The sequence below is a fragment of the Pantoea osteomyelitidis genome, from assembly GCF_044342975.1.
Classification (GTDB): domain Bacteria; phylum Pseudomonadota; class Gammaproteobacteria; order Enterobacterales; family Enterobacteriaceae; genus Pantoea; species Pantoea osteomyelitidis.
Genome location: NZ_JBGFSN010000004.1, coordinates 184,032 through 209,162, shown reverse-complemented (window position 1 = coordinate 209,162; position 25,131 = coordinate 184,032). Strand labels below are relative to the sequence as shown.

Here is a 25,131-nt window from a genome sequence, read left to right as displayed (position 1 = left end):
GTTTTACTCTCAGTAAAAATCAGCAGTAAAGAAGGTTAAGCATCACAAATAGCACTCACAATGCTTTTTTGGTGTTTTTTTTGTTTTTTTTCTGGTTTCGTTAGTTTTTACCACGCTGGAACAGGAATATTGATTTACACTCGTTACAAGCGGATACATTTTCACACAAGGAGACTGGCATGCATCACACCACACCGTTGATCACCACTATTGTCGGGGCGCTCGTTCTCGCCTTTCTCCTCGGTATGCTGGCGAATCGCCTGCGAGTTTCACCGCTGGTGGGCTATTTGCTGGCGGGCGTGCTGGCGGGGCCTTTTACGCCTGGTTTTGTGGCAGATACCACTCTTGCGCCGGAGCTTGCCGAGCTGGGGGTGATTCTGCTGATGTTCGGCGTGGGTCTGCACTTTTCACTGAAGGATTTGATGTCGGTAAAGTCCATCGCCATTCCCGGCGCCGTAGCCCAGATTATCGTGGCGACGCTGCTGGGAATGGGCCTCTCCTGGTTGCTGGGCTGGTCGCTAATGACCGGGCTGGTGTTTGGTCTCTGCCTTTCCACCGCCAGTACCGTGGTGCTGCTGCGAGCGCTGGAGGAGCGTCAGCTGATCGACAGCCAGCGCGGACAGATCGCCATCGGCTGGCTGATTGTGGAAGATCTGGTGATGGTGTTGACGCTGGTGCTGTTGCCGGCCATTGCCGGGATGCTGGAGCAGGACAACGTCAGTCCGACGCTGCTCGTCTGGGATCTGCTGCTGACCATCGGCAAAGTGGTCGCCTTTATGGTGCTGATGATGGTGGTTGGCCGTCGCGTGGTGCCATGGATTCTGGCAAAAAGCGCGGCGACCGGCTCGCGCGAGCTGTTTACGCTGGCCGTGCTGGCGTTGGCGCTCGGCATTGCCTATGGCGCGGTGAAGTTTTTTGATGTCTCGTTTGCTCTCGGCGCATTTTTTGCCGGTATGGTGCTGAATGAATCGGAGCTGAGCCATCGCGCCGCGCACGATACCCTGCCGCTACGTGACGCTTTTGCCGTGCTGTTTTTTGTCTCTGTCGGCATGCTGTTTGATCCGATGATTCTGCTGGAACAGCCGCTGGCGGTACTGGGCGCGCTGGCGATCGTGGTGGTGGGCAAATCCCTTGCCGCCTGGCTGCTGGTTACCCTGCTGGGGCATTCACGCCGTACCGCGCTAACTATTTCCGTCAGCCTTGCGCAGATCGGCGAATTTGCCTTTATCCTTGCCGGGCTTGGTATTTCTCTGGGTTTGCTGAGCGAAGAGGGTCGCAATCTGGTGCTGGCCGCAGCGATCTTCTCGATTATGATCAATCCGGTTCTTTTTACCCTGCTGGAACGTTTGCTTGAAAAAACCGAGACCATGGAAGAACAAACCTTTGAGGAAGCGATTGAAGATGAAAAGCAGATTCCGGTCGAGCTGTGCAACCATGCGGTGATCGTGGGGTTTGGCCGCGTCGGCAGTCTGCTGGGCCAGAAGCTGATGGAAGCTGACGTGCCGCTGGTAGTGGTAGAGAATTCACGCCCGCGCGTGGAGGCGTTGCGCGAACGGGGCATTAAAGCGGTACTGGGCAACGCCGCGCGCGCCGAGACGATGGATCTGGCACGTCTCGACTGCGCCCGCTGGCTGCTGTTAACCATCCCCAACGGCTATGAGGCAGGCGAAATTGTCACTGCCGCCCGCGAAAAGCGCGACAACATTGAGATTATCGCGCGTGCGCATCATGACGACGAGGTGGATTACATTCTGGAGCGCGGCGCTAATCGTGTGGTGATGGGCGAACGCGAAATCGCAAAAAGTATGTTGCAGATGCTGGAAGCGCAGATCGCGGGCGGGTATGCGGCCCGCCAGCAGCAAAGCTGAGCGGGTGCTTCATCGTTTATTCTCCGCCTCCTGGATCTGGATATTCAGTCCAGGAGGCGGGATTCAGTGCAATACGGCCCCTTTGCACAGCCGCATATACTGTGACTCCTGAAACTGCCTGTCGCCTCAACGATCCCAGTAAGATTCTTCCAGACTGTCTTCCCGCTCCGGCAGACCGCGCGTCAGGCGCGGCGAATGCTGGTTCAGCACCTGATAGCTCACGCGATTCGCATATTTGCACACCTGCGCCAGCGAAGAATAAGTCAGAAAAGGCCGGGCATGCTTGCTGGAGTTCGGCACCTTCTGGCGATGATAGTTGTTGGCGGTAATATCATGCAGCAGCGCGGCCAGCGCGCCGTCACCGGCACCGTTGGTGTTCATGATCTTCTCCGGACCGCCCATATACGGGGCGATATGAGAGAAAATACGCAGCGGCTGCTCGCAGTCCTGATAACGCATGGCGCGACTGAACTCATATTGGTTAAATTCGGCAATCGCGCCCGGCAGCAGCGGATGGTTAGTGTTGCGCTTATTGGTCTCTTCGGTATAGGCCGCCATATACAGGCCCGTCGGCCCTGCGGTACAGAGCACCAGATCTACCCAGTCCAGCGCCATATTGGCGGCCAGCAGCGGATCGCTCTCCCCGGTCAGGGCAAAAGCTTCCTCTTCGTTCATCGCCACAATAGAGACATGTTCGCGTAAAAAATCACGCCAGAACTGCGGATTATCCCCGATGACGAATTTGGTGCCCAGCGTCAGCACCACCGGCACGTTATGCCGCTTCGCATAGGCAATCGCCTGCATGGTCGCTGCAGGCATCGGCTCGCCCGCTTTGCAGCGCACCAGATAAGAGGTCAATACCAGCGCGGAGGCGCCGGCAATCACCTCTTCCGGGATATTTTCCGCCTGTAGCTGATTCATCTGCCCCGGACTGATGGCGAAAGTGCGTTCGCCATGCTCGCCGATCAGGGTAAAACAGCGGCCAATCGCGCCGTCAACGCCCTGCAGATAGTTGAGATCCATGCGGCTGGAGGTATTGCAGAGGTAACGATAGGCGTAGCCGCCGATCTGGATGTTATTGCACATCACGCCCAGCAGCACCGAGCGATCGTCTGCCAGCACCGAATAGTTGTGCAGCGTGTTGCCAATGGTGCCGCCAGCAAACTGATGGCTGATCAGCGCATTCTCCATCAGCTCGTGATAAAGCGCTTCGGCAATCCCATCCTCTATCACCAGCGAGTGTCCGGCGCTGAGACCGTAACGTGCGAGAAAGTCATCATCGACTTTGGCTTCAATATCGACCAGCGTCTGATCAATTCCCACCACCCAACTGCCATTCTCCTGTTCGCTGAGAACAGATTGCAGTAAGGGATCGCGGGCGCTGACGGGAAAGTAGTGTTTGGATTTGCGTTTGCCGGGAAATTTCATGATGACTGCCACAGGAAAAACAGGCAGAGAATGATATCACACTCTCTGCTGTTGCCCTTAAAGAGGTGAATTAACTAACTGCACCATCATCTCAATGTGGGCAGCGTCGTCATTCAACGCGGGGATATATTCAAACTTCTCGCCGCCGGCATGCATAAAGAACTCACAGTTCTGCTCGCTGATCTCCTCAAGGGTCTCAAGGCAGTCAGCGGAGAAGCCGGGACTCATCACCTGTACATGCTTAACGCCTTTTGCCGCCAGTCCCTGCATGGTCTCGTCGGTATAGGGCGTCAGCCAGGGTTCACGTCCGAAACGCGACTGAAAGGTCATCATAATCTGCTCTTTGCGCAGGCCCAGCGCCTGCGTCAGCGCCGCCGTGGTGTCGGCGCAGCGCTGCGGATAGTCATCGCCTTCATCAGCGAAACGCTGTGGAATGCCATGATAGGACATTATCAGCAAATCGGGCTGTCCATGCTGCGCAAAAGAGCGTTCAACCGAGGCTTTTAACGCCGCGATATAGGCGGGATGCTCGGCATAATCGCGAATAAAACGGATATCCGGCAGCGAGCGGTAAGATTTAAACGCGCTGTGCAAACCGTCCCAGACGGCGGCCACCGTCGAACAGGAGAACTGTGGATAAAGCGGCAACACGATTAAACGCGTCACGCCCTGCTCCATCAGGCTGTCCACCGCGCTTTTCAGGCTGGGCGTGCCGTAGCTCATACCGAGCGCCACCGGCATATCGAGCCGCTGCGCGAGCGCATCACGCTGCCGTTTGCTGTACACCATCAGCGGCGAGCCCTCCTCCATCCACACGGAGGCATAAAGTTTGGAAACGCGCGGCGAGCGAAAGGGAAGGATAATGCCGTTCAGAATCGGCCACCATAACCAGCGTGGCGTATCGACCACGCGCGGATCCCCCAGAAACTGTTTCAGATAGCGTTTTACGGCTGGGGTGGTTGGCGCATCTGGCGTACCTAAATTCACCAGTAACACGCCGGGCTTGTCTTGCCTCATTGTTATTCCTTGATTGCGGTAAGGATGCGTGAAAACAGGGGGATTGTAGCGGAAATTCAGGGAGGGAAAAGCAATTGCTGCAAAAGGGGCCAGCATACTGGCCCCCTGAAGATCAGCCGAGGATTTTAGCCAGCTCGGCGCTCACTTCGGCAACCTGGCGGGTGCCGTCAATTTTACGGTATTCGGTGTTGCCCGCTTCCGCTTCTTTGCTGTAATAAGCGATCAGCGGCGCGGTCATCTGATGGTATTCAACCAGACGCTTGCGCACGGTATCTTCCTGATCGTCTTTACGCGTGGTCAGCGGTTCGCCGGTCGCGTCGTCTTTGCCCTCTTCCTTCGGCGGATTGAAGGTGACGTGGTAAACGCGGCCCGACGGCGCATGTACGCGACGACCCACGATGCGCTCAACGATCAGCTCGTCCGGCACAGCAAACTCCAGCACGTAATCGACGCTGATGCCCGCCTCTTTCATCGCGTCAGCCTGAGGAATGGTGCGCGGGAAGCCGTCCAGCAAGAAACCGTTTTTGCAATCTTCCTGAGTGATACGCTCTTTTACCAACGCAATCACCAGCTCATCGGTCACCAGCTTGCCGGCATCCATAATGGCTTTAGCCTGATTTCCCAGCTCGCTGCCCGCCTTGACGGCCGCACGCAGCATATCGCCGGTGGAGATCTGCGGAATGCCGTATTTCTCCATGATGAATTGAGCCTGAGTGCCCTTACCTGCGCCCGGAGCTCCGAGCAGAATAATACGCATTGCGTCATTCCCCTTGCGAATCGCATTGATCTATCTGAGAAGGCGAAGAACATACCATTATGACCCGTTATCCACAAGGAATGGGCCGTGGTTCCTGCTAAGGGCTGAGTTTACCGCCTTTGCTTAAAGAATAGAGTGCATCAGCCGCTTGCCGCGATTATTTCGCTGCCACTCGGGTTCCTGCATTCGCGCCAGCGCCCGCGCTGTTGGCGCTGTCAACGCCATGCCCTGCTCAAACAGCCGCAGCTTGCTGCGCATCAGCGTGCTGAAATCGCTGGTACGCAGCGCAATCAATACCATATCGGCTAAATCAGCATGGCGATCGAGACGGGTGATAAACAGGCTGGCCTCGGCGAGCAGCGTGTCGTGCAGCATTGTCGCAAAGCTTTCTGACGCGTCCGTTACGCCCTGGCGGTGACACGCTTTCAGCGCGCGCACCCTCCTGGCGACGATATCGACGTGTGCCACCAGCGCAACGTTTTCTGCCGTCACCGCTATCGCTGGCATAACGTTGAGTTCGCTGACAGGGTAACGTGACTGGATACGCATCTGTTCCTGCTGTAAAAAGAGCCGGGAAAGCAGCAGGCGCGCCACATTCAGCGACGAGGCGAAAAAGAGATCGAACTGGTCCAGCCGGTAATGGCGAGAAAGTGAAATGCGTAACCGATCACGCACTGACGCCGCCTGGTTGGATGAAACAGAAGCAAAGGCAAGCATAAGATTCTTATTCCCTTTCCATGATGGCGGTAAAGCGTGTGCCCGGCAACAGGCATAAGTGTGCCTGCGAGTCAACCCGCCATAATCTGCGGGCAAGGTTAGGGCAATGCGGCTGGACTTTAAAATGATATAAACTGACAATCCCTGTTAGGTTTTTACACAGGGGACGGGTATGACCGGGCTACCCTCGTTGAGGGCGTTGCACTATTTTCATCAGGCCGCGCTTCACAGCAGCTTCAGTAGCGCTGCTGAACGGCTTCACGTAACGCACAGCGCCGTCAGTCATCAGATTCGTCAGCTGGAGAGCTGGATGGGCAAACCGCTGTTCATCCGTACCAGTGGGCGCGTCAAATTAACCTCACATGGCGAACGCCTGCTGCTCAGCTGTCAAAAAGCGTTCAGCGAGCTGCGTACCACCTGTGAAAGCATCCGCACCGGCATGCGTCATCATCTTACTGTCTCCTGCTCTCCCAGTTTTCTTTCGCAATGGCTGATCCCGCGCATCGCCACTTTTTATCAGCGCTATCCCGATATCGCGATTCAGTTTCAGGGGCTGGTTAATGTTGATCAGTTGCGCAGCGAACATACCGATGTGCTGATCGTCAGCTATGAACAGTCGCCTGATGAGGATATTGCTGCCTCGCTGATCAGCGATGACTATATTGGCCCGCTCTGCGCGCCGCAGTTTGCTGAACGTTTTCACAGCGAGAACGATCTTGTGGATCTGCCGCTGCTGCATGCGGATACCCGGCTGCACGCCTGGGCGGAATGGGCGAAAAAGAGCGGCGCGCGCGGTAATTTCTGGGGGGGTAAGCATTTCGACAACCTCACCCTCGCCATTCAGGCGGCGCGCAGCGGTCTGGGGATTATTATGGCGCCGCGGCTGCTGGTGCGGCAGGAGCTGAAAGATGGCAGCCTGATTGCGCCGTTAGGCTTTGTGCGGGTCGATCGCGCCACCTGGATGATGGCGACAAAGGCGCGCTGCCACGATGCGGAAATTTCGCTGTTTCGCGGCTGGCTGCAGGAAGTGGCGCAGGAATAAAGATCAGGAAAAAGGCCGACGCCGGAAGGCGATCGGCCTGAATAGCGGTTACGCGCTCAGCAGTTGGTTCATGCGGCGAATAAATTGGTTGGGATCGTCCAGCGTGCCGCGCTCGGCAAGCAGCGCCTGATCCAGCAGCAGTTCAACCCACTCGCCAAAATGCGTTTCATCCTGGGTATCCGCGACGCGTTTCACCAGCGCGTGATCCGGGTTCAGCTCGAAAATGTATTTCACTTCCGGCACATCCTGACCCGCCGCGGCAAACAGCTTCGCCATCTGGGTGCTGATTTCGTTGGCATCTGTGGTGACGATGGCTGGCGTGTCGGTGAGACGATGCGTCAGACGCACCTCTTTAACCCGCTCGCCCAGCAGCGTTTTGACGCGATCCACAAACGGCTCCAGCGCTTTTTCCGCTTCTTTCTGCGCTTCAGACTCTTCGTCGGCCAGCTTGCTCAACGACTCATCCGCTTTGCTGACGGACTGGAACGCTTTGCCGTCAAACTCGGTGAGGTAGCTCATCATCCACTCATCGATGCGATCGGAGAGCAGCAGCACCTCAATGCCCTTCTTACGGAACAGTTCCAGATGCGGACTGCTTTTCGCTGCGGCATAGCTGTCGGCGGTGATGTAATAAATCTTCTCCTGTGCTTCCACCATGCGGCTGACGTACTCGTCCAGCGACACGGTTTGCTCCGCGCTGTCGCTGTGGGTAGAGGCGAAGCGCAGCAGTTTGGCGATCGCCTGCTGGTTAGCCTGATCTTCCGCCGGTCCCTCTTTGAGCACCAGGCCAAAGGCTTTCCAGAACTGCTGATATTTTTCCGCGTCGTCTTTGGCTAATTTATCCAGCATCTGCAGCGAGCGTTTCGCCAGCGCGCCGCGCAGGCTCTGCGTCACGCGACTGTCCTGCAGAATCTCACGCGAGACGTTGAGCGGCAGATCGTTGGAGTCGATCAGGCCACGCACGAAACGCAGATAGTTCGGCATAAACTGCTCGGCGTCATCCATGATGAATACGCGCTGTACGTAGAGCTTCAGACCATGCTTCTGATCGCGGTTCCACATATCAAAGGGAGCACGGGAGGGAATATAGAGCAGGCTGGTATATTCCTGCTTGCCTTCTACGCGGTTGTGGCTCCAGATCAGCGGGTCGGTGAAGTCATGCGCGATGTGCTTGTAGAATTCGTTGTACTCTTCGTCGCTAATCTCTGACTTGTTACGCGTCCACAGCGCCTGGGCCTTGTTGATCTTCTCCCAGGTCGTGGTGTCGTTCTCGTCGTCTTTGCTCTCAATCTCAACCGGCAGCGCGATATGATCGGAGTATTTGCTGATGATGCTGCGCACGCGCCACGCATCGAGGAACTCGTCTTCGCCTTCGCGCAGGTGCAGCGTGATCTCGGTGCCGCGATCCGCTTTGCTGATATCGGCGATGGTGTATTCCCCTTCACCGGCGGATTCCCAGAACACAGCTTCATCCGCCGCCGCGCCCGCCGCACGGGTGCGTACAGAGACTTTATCGGCCACGATAAACGCCGAGTAGAAGCCCACGCCGAACTGACCAATCAGCTGGCTGTCTTTCGCCTGGTCGGAACCGAGCGATTCCAGAAAAGCCTTGGTGCCCGATTTGGCGATAGTGCCCAGGTTCTCAATCACCTCGTCGCGGCGCATGCCGATGCCGTTATCGCTCAGCGTCAGGGTGCGGTTTTCCTTATCAACAGAGACCCGAACACGCAGCTCGCCGTCGCCCTCATAAAGATCCGGAGTGGAAAGCGCACGGAAGCGCAGCTTGTCCGCCGCATCCGAGGCGTTGGAGATCAGTTCCCGCAGGAAAATCTCTTTATTTGAATAGAGGGAATGGATCATCAGGTGCAGAAGCTGTTTTACCTCTGACTGGAAACCACGCGTCTCTTGTCCTTTCATGGTCATTGCTACCTCAACAGATCAGGTTTAACGAACGTTGAGGAGAAGATGGGGATGAGAAAGAAAATTTCAAGCCGGTTCCCGAACGGGCACCGGCAAGCGGTTAAAATTTAATCTTGTGGCGACCCGCCAGCGAATGGGAAAGCGTGGTGCCATCCACCATCTCCAGCTCGCCGCCTACCGGTACGCCGTGCGCGATGCGGCTGGCTTCGACGCCATACTGCCCGCACAGCTCAGCGATGTAGTTGGCCGTGGCTTCACCCTCCACCGTGGGGTTGGTGGCGAGGATCACCTCCTGGATGGTCTCTTTCTCCAGCCGCTGCTCCAGACGATCGAGGCCGATATCCTGCGGCCCGATACCGTCCAGCGGCGAGAGATGCCCCATCAGCACAAAGTAGCGACCGCCAAACTGACCGGTCTGCTCAATGGCGTGAATGTCCGCCGGACTCTCCACCACACAAATTTGACCGTTTTGCTGACGACGCGGATTGGCGCAGATGGTGCAAATTTCCTGCTCGGTAAAAGTGCGGCAATCCGCACAGTGACCGATTTCAGACATTGCCCGCGTCAGCGCCTGCGCCAGCCGCATGCCACCGCTGCGATCGCGCTGCAACAGCTGGAACGCCATGCGCTGCGCCGATTTCGGCCCGACGCCGGGCAGACAGCGCAGCGATTCCATCAAAGCTTCAAGCAGTGGACTGGTTTGCATCAGAACGGCATCTTGAAGCCAGGCGGCAGCTGCATACCGGAAGAGACGGAAGCCATTTTCTCTTTCTGCTCTTCGTCGATGCGGCGCGCCGCGTCGTTAAAGGCTGCTGCGATCAGATCTTCCAGCATATCTTTGTCATCTTCCAGCAGGCTCGGGTCAACTTCCACACGACGGCAGTTGTGCGCGCCGTTGATGGTCACCTTCACCAGACCCGCGCCCGATTCACCGGTCACTTCCAGTGCGGCGATCTCTTCCTGCACCTTGGCCATTTTGTCCTGCATCTGCTGGGCCTGCTTCATCAGGTTGCCCAATCCGCCTTTACCAAACATAGTTTTCTCTCTCAGCTTAGGCCGCAATACTATCCATCAGACAGCTGCAGCATGTTCAAACGGGACGAATACTCTCTTCATCCAGATCCGCATCAAAGAAACGACGCAGCGTCTGGATATGGGTATCGCTAATGATAGACTGACGAGCCTGCGTCAGCTTCTCTTCATAAATGGCCTGCCGCCACTCCAGCGGCGTTAATACGGCAGGATTATCATCTTCAATCACGGTGAGTTCAACCGTCTGGCCCGCCGCGCTGCTCAACGCCTCGCTCAATGCCTGCCGGGCGGAGGGAGAGTTAAGATGGCGCTGGCTGGCGCGCAAATGCAGCACCACGCCCTGCGCCGTCTGCTCTTTCCAGGCGTTCAGCGCCAGTTGCTGCACCAGCTTCGGCAGCGCCAGCGTGGCGATTTCGGCCGCCCAGGGATCGCGCTGCTGCGCCTCTTCCGCCAGGCGTGCCGCCAGTTCAGGGGTTTTCTCATGCTCCAGCGCGGAACGCAAGGCTTTTGGCGTGGCGACCGGCTCGGCCGCTTCCACCGGTTGGGTTTGCGCCTTCCAGCGGTACGCCTCTTTTTTTACCGGCTCCCTGTCGGCCGCCTGACGCTGCTGGCTGCGTTCGCTGACGGTAGCGAGCCGTTCCAGCGCCGAGTTGGCCGGCCGCGCGGAAGGCGCTGCCGGCTCACTCTTTTTTGGCTTGCTGGCTCCCTGACGCAGCAGCTGAGTGCGCGCCTGCAGGAGCTGGCTGGTGGCATCGGAAAAATCGGCTGGCGGCGCGCTGGCCGGGGCGGACGGCGCGGCGGATGCCTGAGGCGTTCGGGCTGGCTTTGGCGCAGCAGAAGGGGGCGCTGCGGCCACTTCCGGCGCGGGCGGCGCCATCTGGGGCTGCGCGGCCACCACGCTTTGCGGATTCAGCGACGGGCGCGCCACCGGCTCAGCAATCGGCGCCATGGGATGAAACGCCAGCGCGCGTAACAACGTCATTTCCACGCCCAGACGGCGGTCCGGCGCCATCGGCAGATCTTTGCGTCCCATCAGCAGCGTTTGATAATAGAGCTGCACATCGGCGGGCGGCATCAGGCGCGCCAGATCGCGTAGCCGCTGCGCATGACTCATTTCGTCTTCCGACAGGGAATCGGGCAGCAGTTGCAGCATGGCGATACGATGCAGCAGACGCAGTATCTCCACCAGCAGCGCTTCCCACTCCACGCCGCGCGAAGCGGCCTGATTCAGCAGCGCCATCACCTGCTCGCCATTGCCCTCAACCAGCGCTTCAATCAGCGCCAGCGGCTGTTCGTCGTCCAGCGTTCCCAGCATCATGCTGACGGTGGCGCTGCTGACCTCGCCCTGCCCCATGGCGATCGCCTGATCGGTCAGGCTCAGCGCGTCACGCATACTGCCGTCGGCAGCGCGCGCCAGCAACTGAAGCGCACGCGGCTCGCTGTGGATCGTCTCCTGCTCCAGCACATAAGCCAGTTGCTGGCGAATCTGATCCACCTCCAGCGCCTTGAGATGAAACTGCAGGCAGCGCGACAGAATGGTAATCGGCAGCTTTTGCGGATCGGTAGTGGCCAGCAGAAACTTGACGTGCGCCGGCGGCTCCTCCAGCGTCTTTAACAGCGCGTTGAAGCTGTGACGGGAGAGCATGTGCACTTCGTCAATCAGATAAACCTTGAAACGTCCGCGCGCCGGGGCGTACTGCACGTTATCCAGCAGATCGCGCGTATCTTCTACTTTGGTACGGGAGGCGGCATCAATTTCGATCAGATCGACAAAACGGCCCTGCTCGATTTCGCGGCAGTTATCACACTGGCCGCAGGGCGTGGCGGTAATGCCGGTTTCGCAATTCAGCCCTTTCGCCAGCAGACGGGCGATGGTGGTTTTCCCTACACCGCGCGTGCCGGAAAAGAGGTAAGCATGATGGATGCGCCCCAATGACAGCCCGTTAGCCAGCGCAGTCAGCACATGTTCCTGACCAACTACGTCAGCAAACGCCTGGGGACGCCATTTTCGCGCAAGTACCTGATAGCTCATGTGGATTCGGTCACTGGGTATCGTTGAAAAGGAACAGCGGCGCGACGCCGGGGTCACGGCCGTTATTCACAAAAAAAGGTGAGAACAGAACATCTGCAAACCCTGTATATCGTTGCTGTAGTTTATCAGCCACGCATTGATATGCCTATCACTTTAGGGCGAAAAACGGGGTGTAGCGCCCCGCGCCACGGCGGGGCGAAAGCGGATCAGTGGCCAGGGAAATTGACCAGGCTGTAGCACTCGATCCCTAAGGCATTCAGGCGGGACTCGCCGCTCAGATCGAACAGATTAATCACGAACGCGGCATCTTTCACTTCGCCGCCCGCGCGACGGATCAGTTTTACCGTGGCTTCGATGGTGCCGCCGGTCGCCAGCAGATCGTCCACCACCAGCACCACGTCGCCCGGCTGAATCGCGTCTTTATGCAGTTCCAGTTGGTCGGTGCCATATTCCAGCTCGTAAGCTTCGCTGAAGGTCTCACGCGGCAGCTTGCCCGGCTTGCGTACCGGCACAAAGCCTACGCCCAGCGCCAGCGCGACCGGCGCGCCGAACAGAAAGCCGCGCGCTTCGGTGCCGACCACTTTGGTGATGCCTTTATCACGATAACGATCCACCAGCAGCGCAATGGTTGCGGCATAGGCCTGCGGATCTTCCAGCAGGGTGGTGACGTCACGGAACAGAATACCCGGCTTAGGGTAGTCAGGAATGCTTTTGATGCTGTTTTTGATGAATTCAAGCTGCTGGGCAGTTGCGGTCATAATGTTACGCCTGGTGAAAATTCTGTTTAGCGCAGCGTCCATAGCGTCAGCGCCTGATATCAGGCCAGACGGAAGGTTTTTCGGAGGGAAGCCACGCACAAAGACGCCCAAATCTAAGCAAATGACGCAGCAAATGCAACTTTATCACTGGTTTTTGCCCGCATCCGCCTGCTCCGCCACCACCGGTATGCGCAGCATAAACAGCACCAGGGCGCAGAGCATAAGGCCTAAACCGATGCGCACCCAGAAAATGTTAACCAGCCAGATGGAAAGGGAAAAAGTACAGACCATCAGCGCAATCGCGCGCGTTTTCGCGCCGGGCGGCATGGCGCGGTGCTGCTGCCAGTGGCGGATATAGCGACCAAAGGGCGAGTGCCAAAGCAGCCAGTGATGAAAACGCGGCGAGGAACGGGCGAAACACCAGGCGGCCAGCAACACGAATGGCGTAGTAGGCAGTAAAGGTAATACAATTCCCAGCGTGCCCAGCACGATTGCCAGCCAGCCGATTGTCAGTAAGATAATGCGCTGCATAATACCACCTGCTAAAACAAATCTGTGGCTACGTTATCACAGTCGGGTAAAGAGTAATGAAAACCCCCTCGACGCGCGAGCGTCTTTCCCAGTTGATTGTGGCATTGCGGCAGCAGATCCTGACGCTGCCAGACGGCGCTGCGCGCCAGCCGCGTTTCGATCGCCAGCTATTTCTCAGCAAAGGCACCCGCCTGCACGATTATCTTGACGAGATTGAGCAAAATTTTCAGCAGCTCAGCCAGAATCAGGCGAACCCTGGCCGGGCAGCATGGCTGGCGCAAAGGCTGGTGGATCAAATCGCTGCGTTGCAGCGTGAAGCCAGCACCCAGACGCTGCGTCTGCGCCGCGAACGTCCCATGCCAGATTTCCGCCAGCAGAAACGGGACGAATATCGCGATTACGAGCGTCGTTTGCAGGCGATGATCGACCAGCGCGAGCAGCGGCTGGCGCTGGCGGGAACCCTGGCGATGCAGCAGCAGTTGAAGCGGGAGCTTGAGGCGCTGGAAGGCCGTCTGGCGCGCTGCCGTCAGGCGCTGCATGCGGTTGAATGGCAACGTTCATTACGCTCCTGACCGCTTCCGGCGCGAAAGGAGATTACGCCGCCTTGCTTCTCTGCTTTCCTTCTATACTTAGCACCATCTCACAAGCGGAAAACACTGATGGCCCTGCTATCCTGGATAATTATCGGCCTGCTTGTCGGCTGGCTGAAACGGTTTTTTTTACCCGGCCGACCCGGCGGCTTTGCCGCAACGCTGGTGCTGGCGGTTATCGGGGCGTTAGTGGGCGGCTACGTCGCTACCTATTTCAACGAGGGCAATCTTGTCACTCTGCAAATCGGCGCTTTGGCTGTTGCCCTGCTCGGCGCCCTGCTAATGTTGCTTGTCGCCGCTAAATTACGCATATAGGAAAGCCTATGACTCTGGAAAACGCGCCTGATGAGGTCAAGCTGGCCGTGGATTTGATCATGCTGCTGGAGGAAAATCAGCTGCCGGCGCAAACCGTGCTGGCTGCGCTGGCTATCGTACAGCGGGATTTTGAGAAGAAGCTGGCGGCGGAAACGGGAAGCTAATGCCCGACACTCAGCGTTGGGCTGAAGCGCAACATATCGATAAAGACGTCCACTAACCGGGGCGCATCGGCCGCCAGATCGAAGCTCTCAGGGGCGAAAAGCCAGCTCTCCATCATTCCATTCACGTAGCCGCGCATAATCAACGCCGCTTGTCGCGTGTTCAGGGCGGCGGGTAATTGTCCGGCATCAATGCAGCGCCGCAGCACCTCTTCTATTTTGCTATAGCACTCCAGCAATAAGCTTTGCTGTATGTTGCGCAGCGCGGTCATTTCGCCAACAAATTCGCATTTGTGAAAAATAATTTCCATCAGGGCGCGGCGTTGAGGATCTATTGCCGTCGCCTCAAGAAAATAGATCAACATGGCGCGCATTACGGAGAGTGGATCACTGGGGTATTTTGTCTGATACTCAAGTTCCAAATCATCAAGCCCTGCGTCACACTGCGCCCAGATTTCATTCAGCAGATCGGCTTTATTTTTGAAATGCCAGTAAATCGCCCCTCTTGTCACACCGGCTGCGCTGGCTACATCTGCGAGCGAGGTGGTCGAGACGCCATGTTCAGAAAAACGGGCGATGGCGGCGTCGATAATTTGGTGACGCGTTTCAAGCGCTTGCTGTTTGGTTTTTCGTGCCATAGGAGACTTGTTTTACCAAGAGGAACATTTACATACATTTGTGAATGTATGTACCATAGCACGACCCGTATTTTAACGCAGCAATGGGTTGAACGGTTTGTGATCCATTGAATATTCGATATCGGACACTAGAGGTTTATTTATGAATAAAAACAGAGGATTATCGCCTCTGGCGGCCGTCCTGATGCTTTCAGGCAGCTTTGTGTTAACAGGATGTGATGATAATAAATCCCAACAAGCCGCCCAACAGCAGCCCCCTGAAGTTGGTGTCGTTACTATAAAAAACGAACCGTTGAAAATTACCACCGAGCTGCCGGGTCGCACTTCGGCGTATCGCGTGGCGGAAGTTCGTCCTCAGGTATCGGGTATCATTCTCAAGCGTAACTTTGTTGAAGGCAGCGATATCAAAGCGGGTGAATCGCTCTATCAGATCGATCCGGCGACCTATCAGGCTTCTTATCAAAGTGCGCAAGGCGATCTTGCTCAGGCGGAAGCTAACGCACGTATCGCGCAGCTCACCGTAAAACGCTATAAGCCGCTGCTCGGCACCAAATATATCAGCCAGCAGGACTACGATACCGCTGTGGCGACCGCCGCGCAGAATGATGCCGCCGTACAGGCTGCAAAAGCGAATGTGGAAACCGCGCGTATCAACCTCGCCTATACCAAAGTAACCTCTCCTATCAGCGGTCGCATCGGTAAATCCGCCGTGACGGAAGGCGCGCTGGTACAGAGCGCGCAAACCACTGCGCTGGCGACGGTTCAACAGCTCGATCCTATGTATGTTGACGTGACGCAGTCCAGCGATGAGTTTATGCGCCTGCGCGCAGACCTGGAGTCAGGCAAGCTTAAACAGAACGATGGTAAAGCTAACGTTACGCTGATGATGCAAAACGGTAACGAATATTCACAGCCGGGAACACTGGAATTTTCTGATGTTACCGTCGATGAAACCACCGGTTCTATTACGCTGCGTGCGATTTTCCCTAACCCGGATCACCGCCTGCTGCCTGGTATGTTCGTCCGTGCGCGCCTGGAAGCAGGCACCAATCCGAACGCGATATTAGTGCCGCAGCAGGGCGTGACCCGCAACCCAACCGGTCAGGCGACTGCGATGGTAGTGGGCGCGGATAACAAAGTGGAAGTTCGTAGCATTACCACCAGCCAGGCTATCGGCGACAAATGGTTGGTTACCGCCGGTCTGAAACCGGGCGAGCGGGTGATCACTGTGGGTCTGCAGCGTGCCAAAGCGGGTGCGCAGGTGACGCCACAGGAAGTATCGGACGATGCGAAATCGACTTCAGAAACACAATCTCAGTCTCAGTCTCAGTCTGAAAAATCATCGTCATAACAGGAGCCGTTGAAACATGGCTAAGTTCTTTATCGATCGCCCCATCTTTGCGTGGGTTATCGCCATCATCGTGATGTTGGCGGGTGCGCTATCGATTCTTAAACTGCCGATCGAGCAATATCCCAATGTTGCGCCGCCAGCAGTACAGATTCGTGCAACCTATCCGGGTGCAGATGCAAAAACATTGCAGGACTCGGTAACGCAGGTTATTGAACAGAACATGAACGGTATCGATGGGTTGATGTACTTCTCATCGAACAGTGACTCTTCTGGTAACCTCCAGCTGACGCTGAGCTTCGAATCGGGTACTAACCCGGATATCGCTCAGGTTCAGGTACAGAACAAGCTGCAGCTGGCCATGCCACTGCTGCCGCAGGAAGTACAACAGCAGGGGATTCAGGTTCAAAAATCTTCCAGCAGCTTCCTGATGGTTGCCGGCTTCGTCAGCGATGACGGCAGCATGACCCAGAACGACATCGCAGACTATGTCGCATCGAATATCAAAGATCCCATCAGCCGTACCACTGGCGTTGGCGATACCCAGATATTCGGGGCGCAGTATGCGATGCGCATCTGGATGGATCCTACCAAGCTCAACAACTACCAGCTGACGCCGGTGGATGTAATCGATGCCATCAATACGCAGAACGCCCAGGTGGCGGCAGGTCAGTTAGGCGGCGCCCCGGCAGTACCGGGCCAGCAGCTGAACGCCTCGATCATCGCTCAGACACGTCTGACCTCAACTGAGGAGTTCGGTAAGATTCTGCTGAAGGTGAACAGCGACGGTTCTCAGGTGCGTCTGAAAGATGTAGCAACCATTGCGCTGGGCGGTGAAAACTATGAGATCATTGCCCGCTATAACGGCAAACCCGCTTCCGGTATCGGGATTAAGCTGGCTACCGGCGCCAACGCCCTTGATACCGCGAATGCGGTTAAAGCGACGTTGGCCAGACTGGAGCCGACTTTCCCGACAGGCCTGAAAATCGTTTACCCGTACGACACCACGCCGTTTATTAAGATCTCAATTTTCGAGGTGGTAAAAACCCTGTTCGAAGCGATCGTGCTGGTCTTCCTGGTGATGTATCTCTTCCTGCAGAACTTCCGCGCGACGCTGATTCCAACCATTGCGGTACCGGTGGTGCTGCTGGGTACTTTTGCGATTATTAACGGTTTCGGCTACTCGATAAACACGCTCACCATGTTCGGGATGGTGCTCGCCATCGGCCTGCTGGTGGATGATGCCATCGTGGTGGTGGAAAACGTTGAGCGCGTTATGGCGGAAGAGGGACTGCCGCCGAAAGAAGCCACACGGCGCTCAATGGAGCAGATTCAGGGCGCGCTGGTGGGGATTGCGCTGGTGCTCTCTGCGGTATTCATCCCGATGTCGTTCTTTGGCGGCTCAACCGGGGTTATTTATCGCCAGTTCTCCATCACTATTGTTTCCGCAATGGCACTGTCAGTGCTGGTGGCATTGATTCTGACGCCTGCGCTTTGCGCCACCCTGTTGAAGCCGGTCAAGAAAGGCGATCATGGCAAGACCACCGGCTTTTTCGGCTGGTTCAACCGTCTGTTTGATAAGAGCACTAACCACTACGTTGATAGCGTAGGCCATATCGTCCGCAGCACCGGCCGCTATCTGGTGCTCTATCTGATCATTGTGATCGGTATGGCTTATCTGTTCTTGCGACTGCCAACCTCCTTCCTGCCGGAAGAAGATCAGGGGCTGCTGCTGACTCAAGCCTCGCTGCCTGCCGGTGCAACGCAGCAGCGTACGCAGAAAGTCATGGATCAGATCACGGATTACTTCCTGAACAAAGAGAAAGACAGCGTTAGGTCGGTGTTTACCGTTAACGGCTTTGGCTTCTCGGGACGTGGTCAGAACACCGGTATTGCCTTTGTCAGCCTGAAGCCTTGGGATGAACGCGCCAGCAGCGATCTGAAGGTGCCGGCCATTGCCGGACGCGCCATGAAGGCGCTGGGCGGCATCAAAGATGCAATGGTTATCCCCTTCAACCTACCAGCGATTATCGAGCTGGGTAACGCCACCGGCTTTGACTTTGAGCTGATCGATCAGGGCAACCTGGGTCATGAAAAGCTGACTCAGGCGCGTAACCAGCTGCTAGGCATGGCGGCGCAACATCCTGATACCCTGGTGGGCATGCGTCCAAACGGCCTGGAAGATACGCCGCAGTACAAGCTGGTTATCGATCAGGAAAAAGCGCAGGCGCTGGGCGTCGCGCTCTCCGATATCAACACCACGCTGGGCGCCGCCTGGGGCGGCTCCTACGTCAATGACTTTATTGATCGCGGCCGCGTGAAAAAGGTCTACGTGATGGGCGAGGCGGATTCGCGCATGTTGCCTGACGATATCAGTAAGTGGTACGTACGTAACAGCAACGGCGAGATGGTGCCCTTCTCTGCCTTCGCCTCGGCACAATGGCAGTATGGCTCGCCTCGTCTGGAGCGTTACAACGGCCTGCCTTCCATGGAAATCCTCGGCCAGGCCGCGCCAGGCAAGAGCTCGGGTGATGCGATGGCGCTGATGGAAGAGATGGCGTCGAAGCTGCCGACCGGCATCGGCTATGACTGGACCGGCATGTCCTATCAGGAGCGTCTCTCGGGCAACCAGGCGCCGGCACTCTACGCTATCTCGCTGATTGTAGTGTTCCTGTGTCTGGCAGCACTTTATGAGAGCTGGTCGATTCCGTTCTCCGTAATGCTGGTGGTGCCGCTTGGGGTAATCGGCGCGTTGATCTTCACCACGCTGCGTGGGCTGAGTAACGACGTTTACTTCGTGGTAGGTCTGTTAACCACCATCGGCCTTTCGGCGAAGAACGCCATCCTGATCGTTGAGTTCGCTAAAGATCTGATGGAAAAAGAGGGTAAAGGGCTGGTCGAAGCGACGCTGGAAGCTGCACGTATGCGTCTGCGTCCTATCCTGATGACCTCGCTGGCGTTTATCCTCGGCGTACTGCCGCTGGCGATCAGTACTGGCGCAGGTTCCGGTGCGCAGAACGCGGTAGGTACTGGCGTAATGGGCGGGATGGTCACGGCGACTGCGCTGGCGATCTTCTTTGTACCGGTCTTCTTCGTAGTGGTTCGTCGTCGCTTTAGCAAGAACAAAGCGGAAGTTGAGCAAGGCCATCCGGTCGAGCATCAACAATCTCACTAAGCGTTTTCTCTGCAAAAGGCCGCTCTGTGCGGCCTTTTTTATCTCTGCCCGCTACCCTCCCTTTTTTTCCCTTTGCAGAAAAGTGGCTATCTTTATCTGCATAACGCATACTATTGTTATATTATAACATAACAAGTAAAATCAGCGTTTCGGTCGTTTTCTGGACGGTAAGTAAGGTGGGAATAAAACATGCAGGTAGTAAGTTCATTGCGTTCGGCGAAGCATCGCCATCAGGATTGTAAAGTGGTGCGCCGCCATGGCCGTATTTATGTGATTTGTAAATCGAATCCGCGTTTTAAGGCGGTACAGGGAAGAAAGAAGAAACGTTAGGATGTGATGTGTTGTGAAGCCTGGCCGGGGAACTCCCCGGCCTTTTTTATTAGCGCATGCTGTTCACTATTTCTTCAACGTTGTGTTTGAACGCCGCCTGGTAACTGGCCGCCGGACCGGTTTTACCTGACAGCGCTTCCGGATAGAGCACGCCGCCGGGCTGCGCGCCGCTGGCGCTGGCGATCTGTTTCACTAAACGCGGATCGGTCTGATTCTCGATAAAATAACGCTGAATATGCTGTTGTTTCAGTTGAGTAATCAGACCCGCAACGTCGCTGGCATTCGCCTCGGCTTCAGTAGAAAAACCGACCGGAGCGAGAAAGGTCACCCCGTAGCGCTGACCAAAATAACCAAAGGCATCGTGGCTGGTCAGCACTTTACGCTTTGCCTGCGGAATGGCCTGAAATGACTGAAGCGCCCAGCTATCCAGCTTTTCCAGCTGCTGGATGTAGTTTTCTCCCTGATGACGAATATCCGCAGCATCCTGCGGATCGGCTTTGATCAACGCATTCATCACGTTGGTGGCGTAAATTACGCCGTTCTGCATACTGTTCCATGCATGGGGATCGGTAACGATTTTGCCCTCCTCCTCCATTTTGCGTGTATTCACGCCCTGTGAGGCCACAATCACCTGACCTTTATAACCCGATGCGCTCACCAGGCGATCCATCCATCCTTCCAGTCCCAGCCCGCTGACAAATACCAGCTGCGCCTGCGCCAGCGCCTGGCTATCCTGCGGGGTCGGTTCGAAGGTATGGGGATCGCCATCTGGCCCTACCAGGCTGGTTACGCGCACATGCTCGCCCCCTACCTGACTGACAATATCTGCCAGCACGCTAAAGCTGGCGACAACATCCACTGTTTTCGCCAAGGTGAAAGGTGAGATCAACATCGTCCCCATCGCCAGACAAACCGGTATTTTCTTCATCACAACTCCTTAAAATTTAATGGCGGCGTAACAGACCGCCGCATGGCCCTGTCAAAACGGAAATAAGAAACAACAGCGCAGCGCTCAGCACCACGGCCGGACCCGCTGCCAGGGAAAAATGCCAGGAGGCGAGCAGACCGGTAAAGGCGGCGCAGACGGCCAGCAGCATCGCTATAAAGATCATGCTGGCAAGATGGCGGCTCCAGAATCGTGCGCTGGCGGCAGGCAGCATCATCAGCCCGACCGACATCAGCGTGCCCAGCACCTGAAAACCGGCAACCAGATTTAGCACCACCAGCGTAAGGAAAATGCCGTGCACCACGGGCGCGCTCCATTTGCCCTGCGCACGCAGGAAATCGGGATCAAAGGCGTCAATCACCAGCGGGCGATAAATCACCGCCAGCATCAGCAAGGTAAAAGCGGCAATCGCGCCCACCAGCAGCATGGCCGGATTATCGACCGCCAGCAGCGAGCCAAAGAGTACGTGCAGCAGATCCACGCTGGAACCGCGCATTGATACCAGCGTCACGCCCAACGCCAGCGAACCGAGATAGAAGCCGGCAAAGCTTGCATCTTCTTTCAGCGGCGTATAGCGGCTTACAGCCCCGGAGAGTAGCGCCACGGCAAGCCCGGCAATGAGTCCGCCGATACCCATCGCTACCAGCGACAGGCCTGAAATCAGATAGCCAATAGCGGCGCCCGGTAAAACCGCGTGAGAAAGCGCATCGCCAATCAGGCTCATACGGCGCAGTGAAAGAAAAACCCCCAGCGGGGTGGCGCTGAGCGCCAGCGCCGCGCAGGCCACCAGCGCGCGGCGCATAAAGCTGAATTCAATAAAGGGCTGAAGTAACGTCACAGACTCTGGCTCCGTGGCGCATTTGCCGCAAGGCGGAGCGGCATGTCGTCCGCCGCATCCAGCGAAATCACATCCCGGAAGTAACGCATCACCAGCACGTTATCGTGCAGCACCACTATCAACGTGGTGCCCTGCTTCTGCTGTTGCTGCAAAATCGACATCAGCAGCACAATGGTTTGGCGATCGATGCCGTTAAACGGCTCATCAAGCAGCCAGAGTTTGCTGCGTTGTAACATCAGACGGGCAAAAAGCACGCGCTGTAACTGCCCGCCAGACAGCATTGCGGGCTGCGCTGATGCGAAGCTGCGCATTTGCACGGCGTCCAGCGCCTGCATGATTTCCGCCCGCAGCGCCGGACTGATGCCGCCAAACCAGCCACAGCGTGGCCAGCAGCCCATCGCGACCAGTTCAAACACCGTAAGGGGAAAGCGGGTTTCCAGTTCACTACGCTGTGGTAACCAGCCGATCTCCTTACGCGACAGCTGCAATTCGCAACGGCCGCTGACGGGCGACAGTAAACCCGCAACGGTTTTAAGTAGCGTGGATTTTCCGCTGCCGTTAGCGCCAACCAGCGCGGTCAAGGTACCGGCAGCAATGCGCCCGTCAATCACCGGCGTGACGGGCTGACGTTGATAACCCGCCTGTAGCCTGGAGAACTGAATCATGGCTTTATCCCCCAGTAAACCGCCAGCGCCAGAGGAAGAATCAACACCATGGCAACCCCTACCCTTCCCGCCAGCGTCAACAACAATCCGCTACGATTCATACTACCCTCTTAATTATGTTATAACATAACAATAAGCGTAACGCATCGCACGCCGGAATAAACTGCACAAAATGTTTCAAAAGTTAACGAGAATCCGCAAAAACGTGCAAATCCAGGCTATGGTAATAACAGTGAGGGCGGATACCGGCCTGAGCGCTATATCGCAACAATAGACAACGCCGTAAGCAGCGAGCTTGCAAAGTGTGAGCGGAAGGCTAATGATATGTTTTTAAACTCCCTTCATCAGGAAAGCGATGCAGCCTGTTATTCATTGTGAGATTGCGCCAGGCGAGCGCAATAGCGAAACATTAATGGCGGTTATTCAACGGAATATTCCCAAAATTGCTGAAGCATTAGCGGGGGACTTACAGTGGTATTCGCAAAATGCGCAGTTAGTTCCCGATAGTTTTAAAATTATTTCAGTTGAAAATGCAGGCCCGGATCGATTTAAAATGCATTATCTTTTCGAATGGAATTTATTTAGTCCCTGCCAGGATCTAAATGAAATGGTTACCCGGCAAGAGTCTGTAAATTTCCACATTTCAGCTGGCGCGCTCAGGTTTGAGGTGATTGATAACGTTCGCTCCTCTCCTGCCGATGAATTGTAATATTTAGTAATTGAGGTGAGCAGAGCTAATCATTTTGTTTTATATTTACTATGTCCGCTAATTAACCTGTTATTAAAATCGCTTCCAGGCCACTTTACTCTTAACTCGCCGCCCTGCGGTAACTGTGCAAGCTATGGAGGGGAAAAAGATGGACGAATACTCACCGAAACGGCATGATATTGCCCAGCTTAAATTCTTGTGTGAGAATCTGTTCGATGAAAGTATGGCAAGCCTTACCGACAGCCATCATGGCTGGGTAAATGACCCAACGTCAGCGAGCAATTTACAGCTCAACGATTTGATTGAGCATATCGCTTCTTTCACCATGAATTACAAAATCAAACATGCTGAGAATGAAACGCTGATAACGCAAATAGATGAATATCTTGACGATACCTTTATGCTTTTTAGTAGCTATGGGATTAATACGCAGGATCTTCAACGATGGCAACGTTCAGCCAGACGCTTATTTAATCTTTTTGCGGAAGAGAGCGCTTTTCTTCAACAGCCGAGCCACTCCTTTTAGCAACAACGTAAGAACGGTTTAATTATGAACAATAAGGCTTTGACCAAAACGGATTATTTGATGCGACTCAGACGCTGTCGTTCAATCGATACGCTTGAACGCGTAATTGAAAAAAACAAGTATGAACTGCCTGAAGATGAGCTGGCGGTATTCTATTCTGCCGCCGATCATCGTCTGGCTGAACTGACTATGAACAAACTTTACGACAAAGTACCCGGCTCCGTATGGAAATACGTGCGCTAAGCATTCTGCGTTAGCGCGGCTCTCCACTCTGCATATTATTACGCTGCCCTTCATTATTTTTTTCATCGATTTGCCTGCCGGCGAGGGATCGGCTTCAGGCAATGCCAGCCAGAAAAACGGAAGTGAACAAGACGGGAAGCACTATACATCAGAAATGGTGGAGGCCCTGCCAGCTACATCCCGGCACACGCGTCGCCTGCTGCGGCTGCTTCCTTCCGGACCTGACCGAGTTCACAAGTTAGCGTTGCGGGAGAACCAACAGGGCCCCCATTGATAAGCTCTCGTGTGGAGAGCGCAGGCATTATCGGGGAACCCCCTGCCAATTGCAAGCGTATGGCGGGTAACCGTTGGTTTCTTGAACAAGCCGCGCTAAAAAAGTAAAAAAGCTAGCCTGAAAAGCGAGGCAATGCCAGATTCTGTCCGGTAATGATTTCACAGGATCGACTTTCATGTCCGACAACCACAGTTTTCAACAGCGCATCTGGCAAATCGTGGCAGCGATTCCCTACGGAAAAATAACCACTTATGGCGACGTGGCGCGTCTGGCGGGTTCCCCGCGCGCCGCAAGGCAGGTTGGCGGCGTGCTGAAACGCCTGCCTGCGGGCAGCCAACTTCCCTGGCACCGGGTGATAAATCGCCACGGGCAGATCTCATTAACGGGCGACGATCTCTTTCGTCAGCGTGATGCGCTGGAGGCGGAAGGCATTGAGATCACCGATGACGGGCGCGTGGCGTTGGATAAATATCGCTGGCAGCCATAAATAAATAACGCCCCGCATGGGGCGTTGTCATTTACAGACTGGTCGGCGCGGGTACGGCAGAAGAAGGGGTAACCTGCGTCGGAGAGGTGGGTGGAACGGTGGTTGCCGCACCCGGCTGCGTCAGCATCGCCACGCCCTGCACCGGCACCAGCAGCAGCTCAGCTTTGGTGCCTCCCTGATTGATAACCGGTTTTACCGCGTCGGTGATAAACATCATTTTGCCGTCGACGGTAATCGCTGCGCTCAGCAAAATGCGCGCGTTGGGCTGGATATCGGCGGGATTAAAAGGCAGCACAAACTGGAACGGTGCCTGTTTGCCTTGAGTACGTACTACGCGTTGCGACAATACTTTTGATGGCGCGTCGGATATCGAAGCATCTGACAGCGTAACGGTCAGTACTGCATCAGGCGGCAGAGCAATTCTTTGCCGGATATAGATTGAACCGCTCACGTTAGGCTGCGCAATTGCCGCCTGCTGTCCCGCTACCTGCGCGCCCAGCGTGGGCGTCGGCACATCACTACTTTTATCAGCACAACCGGCCATTGCGACCGCCAGTGCTACACCGCTGATGAGTTGCCAGGGTTTCATTGATGTCGTCTCCTTATGATCAAAATGATTATCGGCAGCGAATTTTTCGCACAGCTTATCACCCGCTGTATGGCCTTAATTCTGGCACAAAAATCAAATACCTGCCTGGCAAGCGCGTTACGTCACTGAAACAGCAGTGAAACGTTGACGGCAACTGGTCGGATCTTTCACACTTAGCCCATCGTTCTGTTGAGG

Annotated in this window: 27 protein-coding genes, 1 other RNA gene and 1 other annotated feature; of the genes, 12 read left to right on the top strand and 16 right to left on the bottom strand. The window is 55.8% G+C overall.

The window, feature by feature from the left end; translation table 11 throughout:
- Positions 1–179: 179 nt before the first annotated feature.
- Positions 180–1,868 (top strand): YbaL family putative K(+) efflux transporter, encoded by a 1,689-nt coding sequence (gene ybaL / locus ABU178_RS05925; RefSeq protein WP_397212924.1) that lies wholly within the window; start codon positions 180–182, stop codon positions 1,866–1,868.
- A 126-nt stretch (positions 1,869–1,994) separates the two neighbouring features.
- Here ybaL and ABU178_RS05920 read toward each other — a convergent pair whose 3' ends face one another.
- From ABU178_RS05920 to ABU178_RS05905, 4 genes are all read right to left on the bottom strand, one after another.
- Positions 1,995–3,296, bottom strand: coding sequence for an inosine/guanosine kinase (locus ABU178_RS05920; RefSeq protein ID WP_397212922.1), 1,302 nt, complete (start codon positions 3,294–3,296; stop codon positions 1,995–1,997).
- A 57-nt stretch (positions 3,297–3,353) separates the two neighbouring features.
- Positions 3,354–4,313, bottom strand: a complete 960-nt coding sequence (hemH, locus tag ABU178_RS05915) for a ferrochelatase (RefSeq protein WP_397212920.1) — start codon at positions 4,311–4,313, stop codon at positions 3,354–3,356.
- A gap of 112 nt (positions 4,314–4,425) precedes the next feature.
- Positions 4,426–5,070, bottom strand: coding sequence for an adenylate kinase (gene adk / locus ABU178_RS05910; protein WP_397212918.1), 645 nt, complete (start codon positions 5,068–5,070; stop codon positions 4,426–4,428).
- Between the two features lie 123 nt (positions 5,071–5,193).
- The gene (locus tag ABU178_RS05905) at positions 5,194–5,745 is read right to left on the bottom strand and encodes a DUF6024 family protein (RefSeq protein ID WP_397212916.1); all 552 of its coding nucleotides are present in this window, start codon (positions 5,743–5,745) and stop codon (positions 5,194–5,196) included.
- 214 nt (positions 5,746–5,959) lie between these two features.
- On the opposite strand from ABU178_RS05905, the gene ABU178_RS05900 reads away from it, so the two are divergent.
- The gene (locus ABU178_RS05900; RefSeq protein WP_397212914.1) at positions 5,960–6,829 is read left to right on the top strand and encodes a LysR substrate-binding domain-containing protein; all 870 of its coding nucleotides are present in this window, start codon (positions 5,960–5,962) and stop codon (positions 6,827–6,829) included.
- A gap of 48 nt (positions 6,830–6,877) precedes the next feature.
- On the opposite strand, the gene htpG is transcribed toward ABU178_RS05900, so the two are convergent.
- The 6 genes from htpG to ABU178_RS05870 all read right to left on the bottom strand — a co-directional run bounded on the left by htpG (position 6,878) and on the right by ABU178_RS05870 (position 13,102).
- On the bottom strand, positions 6,878–8,752 hold the full coding sequence (htpG, locus tag ABU178_RS05895) for a molecular chaperone HtpG (RefSeq protein ID WP_397212912.1): 1,875 nt from the start codon (positions 8,750–8,752) through the stop codon (positions 6,878–6,880).
- A 97-nt stretch (positions 8,753–8,849) separates the two neighbouring features.
- Positions 8,850–9,455, bottom strand: a complete 606-nt coding sequence (gene recR, locus ABU178_RS05890; protein ID WP_397212910.1) for a recombination mediator RecR — start codon at positions 9,453–9,455, stop codon at positions 8,850–8,852.
- Entirely contained in the window at positions 9,455–9,784 is a 330-nt protein-coding gene (locus tag ABU178_RS05885; protein WP_397212908.1) for a YbaB/EbfC family nucleoid-associated protein, read from the bottom strand. Before ABU178_RS05885 ends, recR begins: the two co-directional genes overlap by 1 nt.
- Before the next feature lie 55 nt (positions 9,785–9,839).
- The gene (gene dnaX / locus ABU178_RS05880; RefSeq protein WP_397212906.1) at positions 9,840–11,813 is read right to left on the bottom strand and encodes a DNA polymerase III subunit gamma/tau; all 1,974 of its coding nucleotides are present in this window, start codon (positions 11,811–11,813) and stop codon (positions 9,840–9,842) included.
- Positions 10,431–10,492, bottom strand: a sequence feature (DnaX frameshifting element). (Overlaps the previous gene by 62 nt.)
- Positions 11,814–12,019: 206 nt before the next feature.
- Positions 12,020–12,571: an adenine phosphoribosyltransferase gene (gene apt / locus ABU178_RS05875; RefSeq protein ID WP_397212904.1), complete on the bottom strand. Its 552-nt coding sequence runs from the start codon at positions 12,569–12,571 to the stop codon at positions 12,020–12,022.
- Between the two features lie 144 nt (positions 12,572–12,715).
- A complete protein-coding gene (locus tag ABU178_RS05870) occupies positions 12,716–13,102 on the bottom strand; it encodes a DUF454 family protein (RefSeq protein ID WP_397212902.1) in 387 nt (128 codons plus the stop codon).
- Between the two features lie 56 nt (positions 13,103–13,158).
- On the opposite strand from ABU178_RS05870, the gene priC reads away from it, so the two are divergent.
- The 3 genes from priC (at position 13,159) to rsmS (ending at position 14,171) form a co-directional block, all read left to right on the top strand.
- On the top strand, positions 13,159–13,674 hold the full coding sequence (priC, locus tag ABU178_RS05865; protein WP_397212901.1) for a primosomal replication protein PriC: 516 nt from the start codon (positions 13,159–13,161) through the stop codon (positions 13,672–13,674).
- 87 nt (positions 13,675–13,761) lie between these two features.
- Complete coding sequence (locus ABU178_RS05860; RefSeq protein WP_397212899.1) at positions 13,762–14,007, top strand: GlsB/YeaQ/YmgE family stress response membrane protein; 246 nt, start codon at positions 13,762–13,764, stop codon at positions 14,005–14,007.
- 8 nt (positions 14,008–14,015) lie between these two features.
- Positions 14,016–14,171: a pleiotropic regulatory protein RsmS gene (rsmS, locus tag ABU178_RS05855; protein ID WP_397212897.1), complete on the top strand. Its 156-nt coding sequence runs from the start codon at positions 14,016–14,018 to the stop codon at positions 14,169–14,171.
- On the opposite strand, the gene acrR is transcribed toward rsmS, so the two are convergent.
- The gene (gene acrR, locus ABU178_RS05850) at positions 14,168–14,806 is read right to left on the bottom strand and encodes a multidrug efflux transporter transcriptional repressor AcrR (protein WP_397212895.1); all 639 of its coding nucleotides are present in this window, start codon (positions 14,804–14,806) and stop codon (positions 14,168–14,170) included. The two genes, rsmS and acrR, sit on opposite strands and share 4 nt — an antisense overlap.
- 142 nt (positions 14,807–14,948) lie before the next feature.
- Between acrR and ABU178_RS05845 the strand changes: the two genes are divergently transcribed.
- The 3 genes from ABU178_RS05845 (at position 14,949) to ykgO (ending at position 19,659) form a co-directional block, all read left to right on the top strand.
- Positions 14,949–16,157: an efflux RND transporter periplasmic adaptor subunit gene (locus ABU178_RS05845; protein ID WP_397212893.1), complete on the top strand. Its 1,209-nt coding sequence runs from the start codon at positions 14,949–14,951 to the stop codon at positions 16,155–16,157.
- A 16-nt stretch (positions 16,158–16,173) separates the two neighbouring features.
- On the top strand, positions 16,174–19,329 hold the full coding sequence (locus tag ABU178_RS05840; RefSeq protein ID WP_397212891.1) for an efflux RND transporter permease subunit: 3,156 nt from the start codon (positions 16,174–16,176) through the stop codon (positions 19,327–19,329).
- A gap of 189 nt (positions 19,330–19,518) precedes the next feature.
- On the top strand, positions 19,519–19,659 hold the full coding sequence (gene ykgO, locus ABU178_RS05835) for a type B 50S ribosomal protein L36 (protein WP_397212888.1): 141 nt from the start codon (positions 19,519–19,521) through the stop codon (positions 19,657–19,659).
- A 49-nt stretch (positions 19,660–19,708) separates the two neighbouring features.
- On the opposite strand, the gene ABU178_RS05830 is transcribed toward ykgO, so the two are convergent.
- Genes ABU178_RS05830 through ABU178_RS05820 form a run of 3 tightly spaced genes read right to left on the bottom strand, consistent with a single transcriptional unit; the run spans position 19,709 to position 22,108 of the window.
- Complete coding sequence (locus tag ABU178_RS05830) at positions 19,709–20,587, bottom strand: metal ABC transporter substrate-binding protein (RefSeq protein ID WP_397212886.1); 879 nt, start codon at positions 20,585–20,587, stop codon at positions 19,709–19,711.
- Positions 20,588–20,603: 16 nt separating this feature from the next.
- Positions 20,604–21,443: a metal ABC transporter permease gene (locus ABU178_RS05825; RefSeq protein ID WP_397212884.1), complete on the bottom strand. Its 840-nt coding sequence runs from the start codon at positions 21,441–21,443 to the stop codon at positions 20,604–20,606.
- Positions 21,440–22,108, bottom strand: coding sequence for a metal ABC transporter ATP-binding protein (locus tag ABU178_RS05820; RefSeq protein ID WP_397212882.1), 669 nt, complete (start codon positions 22,106–22,108; stop codon positions 21,440–21,442). Before ABU178_RS05820 ends, ABU178_RS05825 begins: the two co-directional genes overlap by 4 nt.
- 355 nt (positions 22,109–22,463) lie before the next feature.
- On the opposite strand from ABU178_RS05820, the gene ABU178_RS05815 reads away from it, so the two are divergent.
- The 3 genes from ABU178_RS05815 to ABU178_RS05805 all read left to right on the top strand — a co-directional run bounded on the left by ABU178_RS05815 (position 22,464) and on the right by ABU178_RS05805 (position 23,586).
- Positions 22,464–22,817: a hypothetical protein gene (locus ABU178_RS05815; RefSeq protein ID WP_397212881.1), complete on the top strand. Its 354-nt coding sequence runs from the start codon at positions 22,464–22,466 to the stop codon at positions 22,815–22,817.
- A 148-nt stretch (positions 22,818–22,965) separates the two neighbouring features.
- The gene (tomB, locus tag ABU178_RS05810; RefSeq protein WP_397212879.1) at positions 22,966–23,343 is read left to right on the top strand and encodes an Hha toxicity modulator TomB; all 378 of its coding nucleotides are present in this window, start codon (positions 22,966–22,968) and stop codon (positions 23,341–23,343) included.
- A gap of 24 nt (positions 23,344–23,367) precedes the next feature.
- Positions 23,368–23,586, top strand: a complete 219-nt coding sequence (locus ABU178_RS05805; protein WP_312240340.1) for an HHA domain-containing protein — start codon at positions 23,368–23,370, stop codon at positions 23,584–23,586.
- Between the two features lie 164 nt (positions 23,587–23,750).
- Here the strand turns inward: ABU178_RS05805 and ffs are convergent.
- Positions 23,751–23,847: signal recognition particle sRNA small type (ffs, locus tag ABU178_RS05800), an RNA gene on the bottom strand.
- Between the two features lie 188 nt (positions 23,848–24,035).
- Between ffs and ABU178_RS05795 the strand changes: the two genes are divergently transcribed.
- Entirely contained in the window at positions 24,036–24,347 is a 312-nt protein-coding gene (locus ABU178_RS05795) for an MGMT family protein (RefSeq protein ID WP_397212877.1), read from the top strand.
- Between the two features lie 31 nt (positions 24,348–24,378).
- Here ABU178_RS05795 and ABU178_RS05790 read toward each other — a convergent pair whose 3' ends face one another.
- Positions 24,379–24,936, bottom strand: coding sequence for a YbaY family lipoprotein (locus tag ABU178_RS05790; protein WP_397212875.1), 558 nt, complete (start codon positions 24,934–24,936; stop codon positions 24,379–24,381).
- Positions 24,937–25,131: the final 195 nt, after the last annotated feature.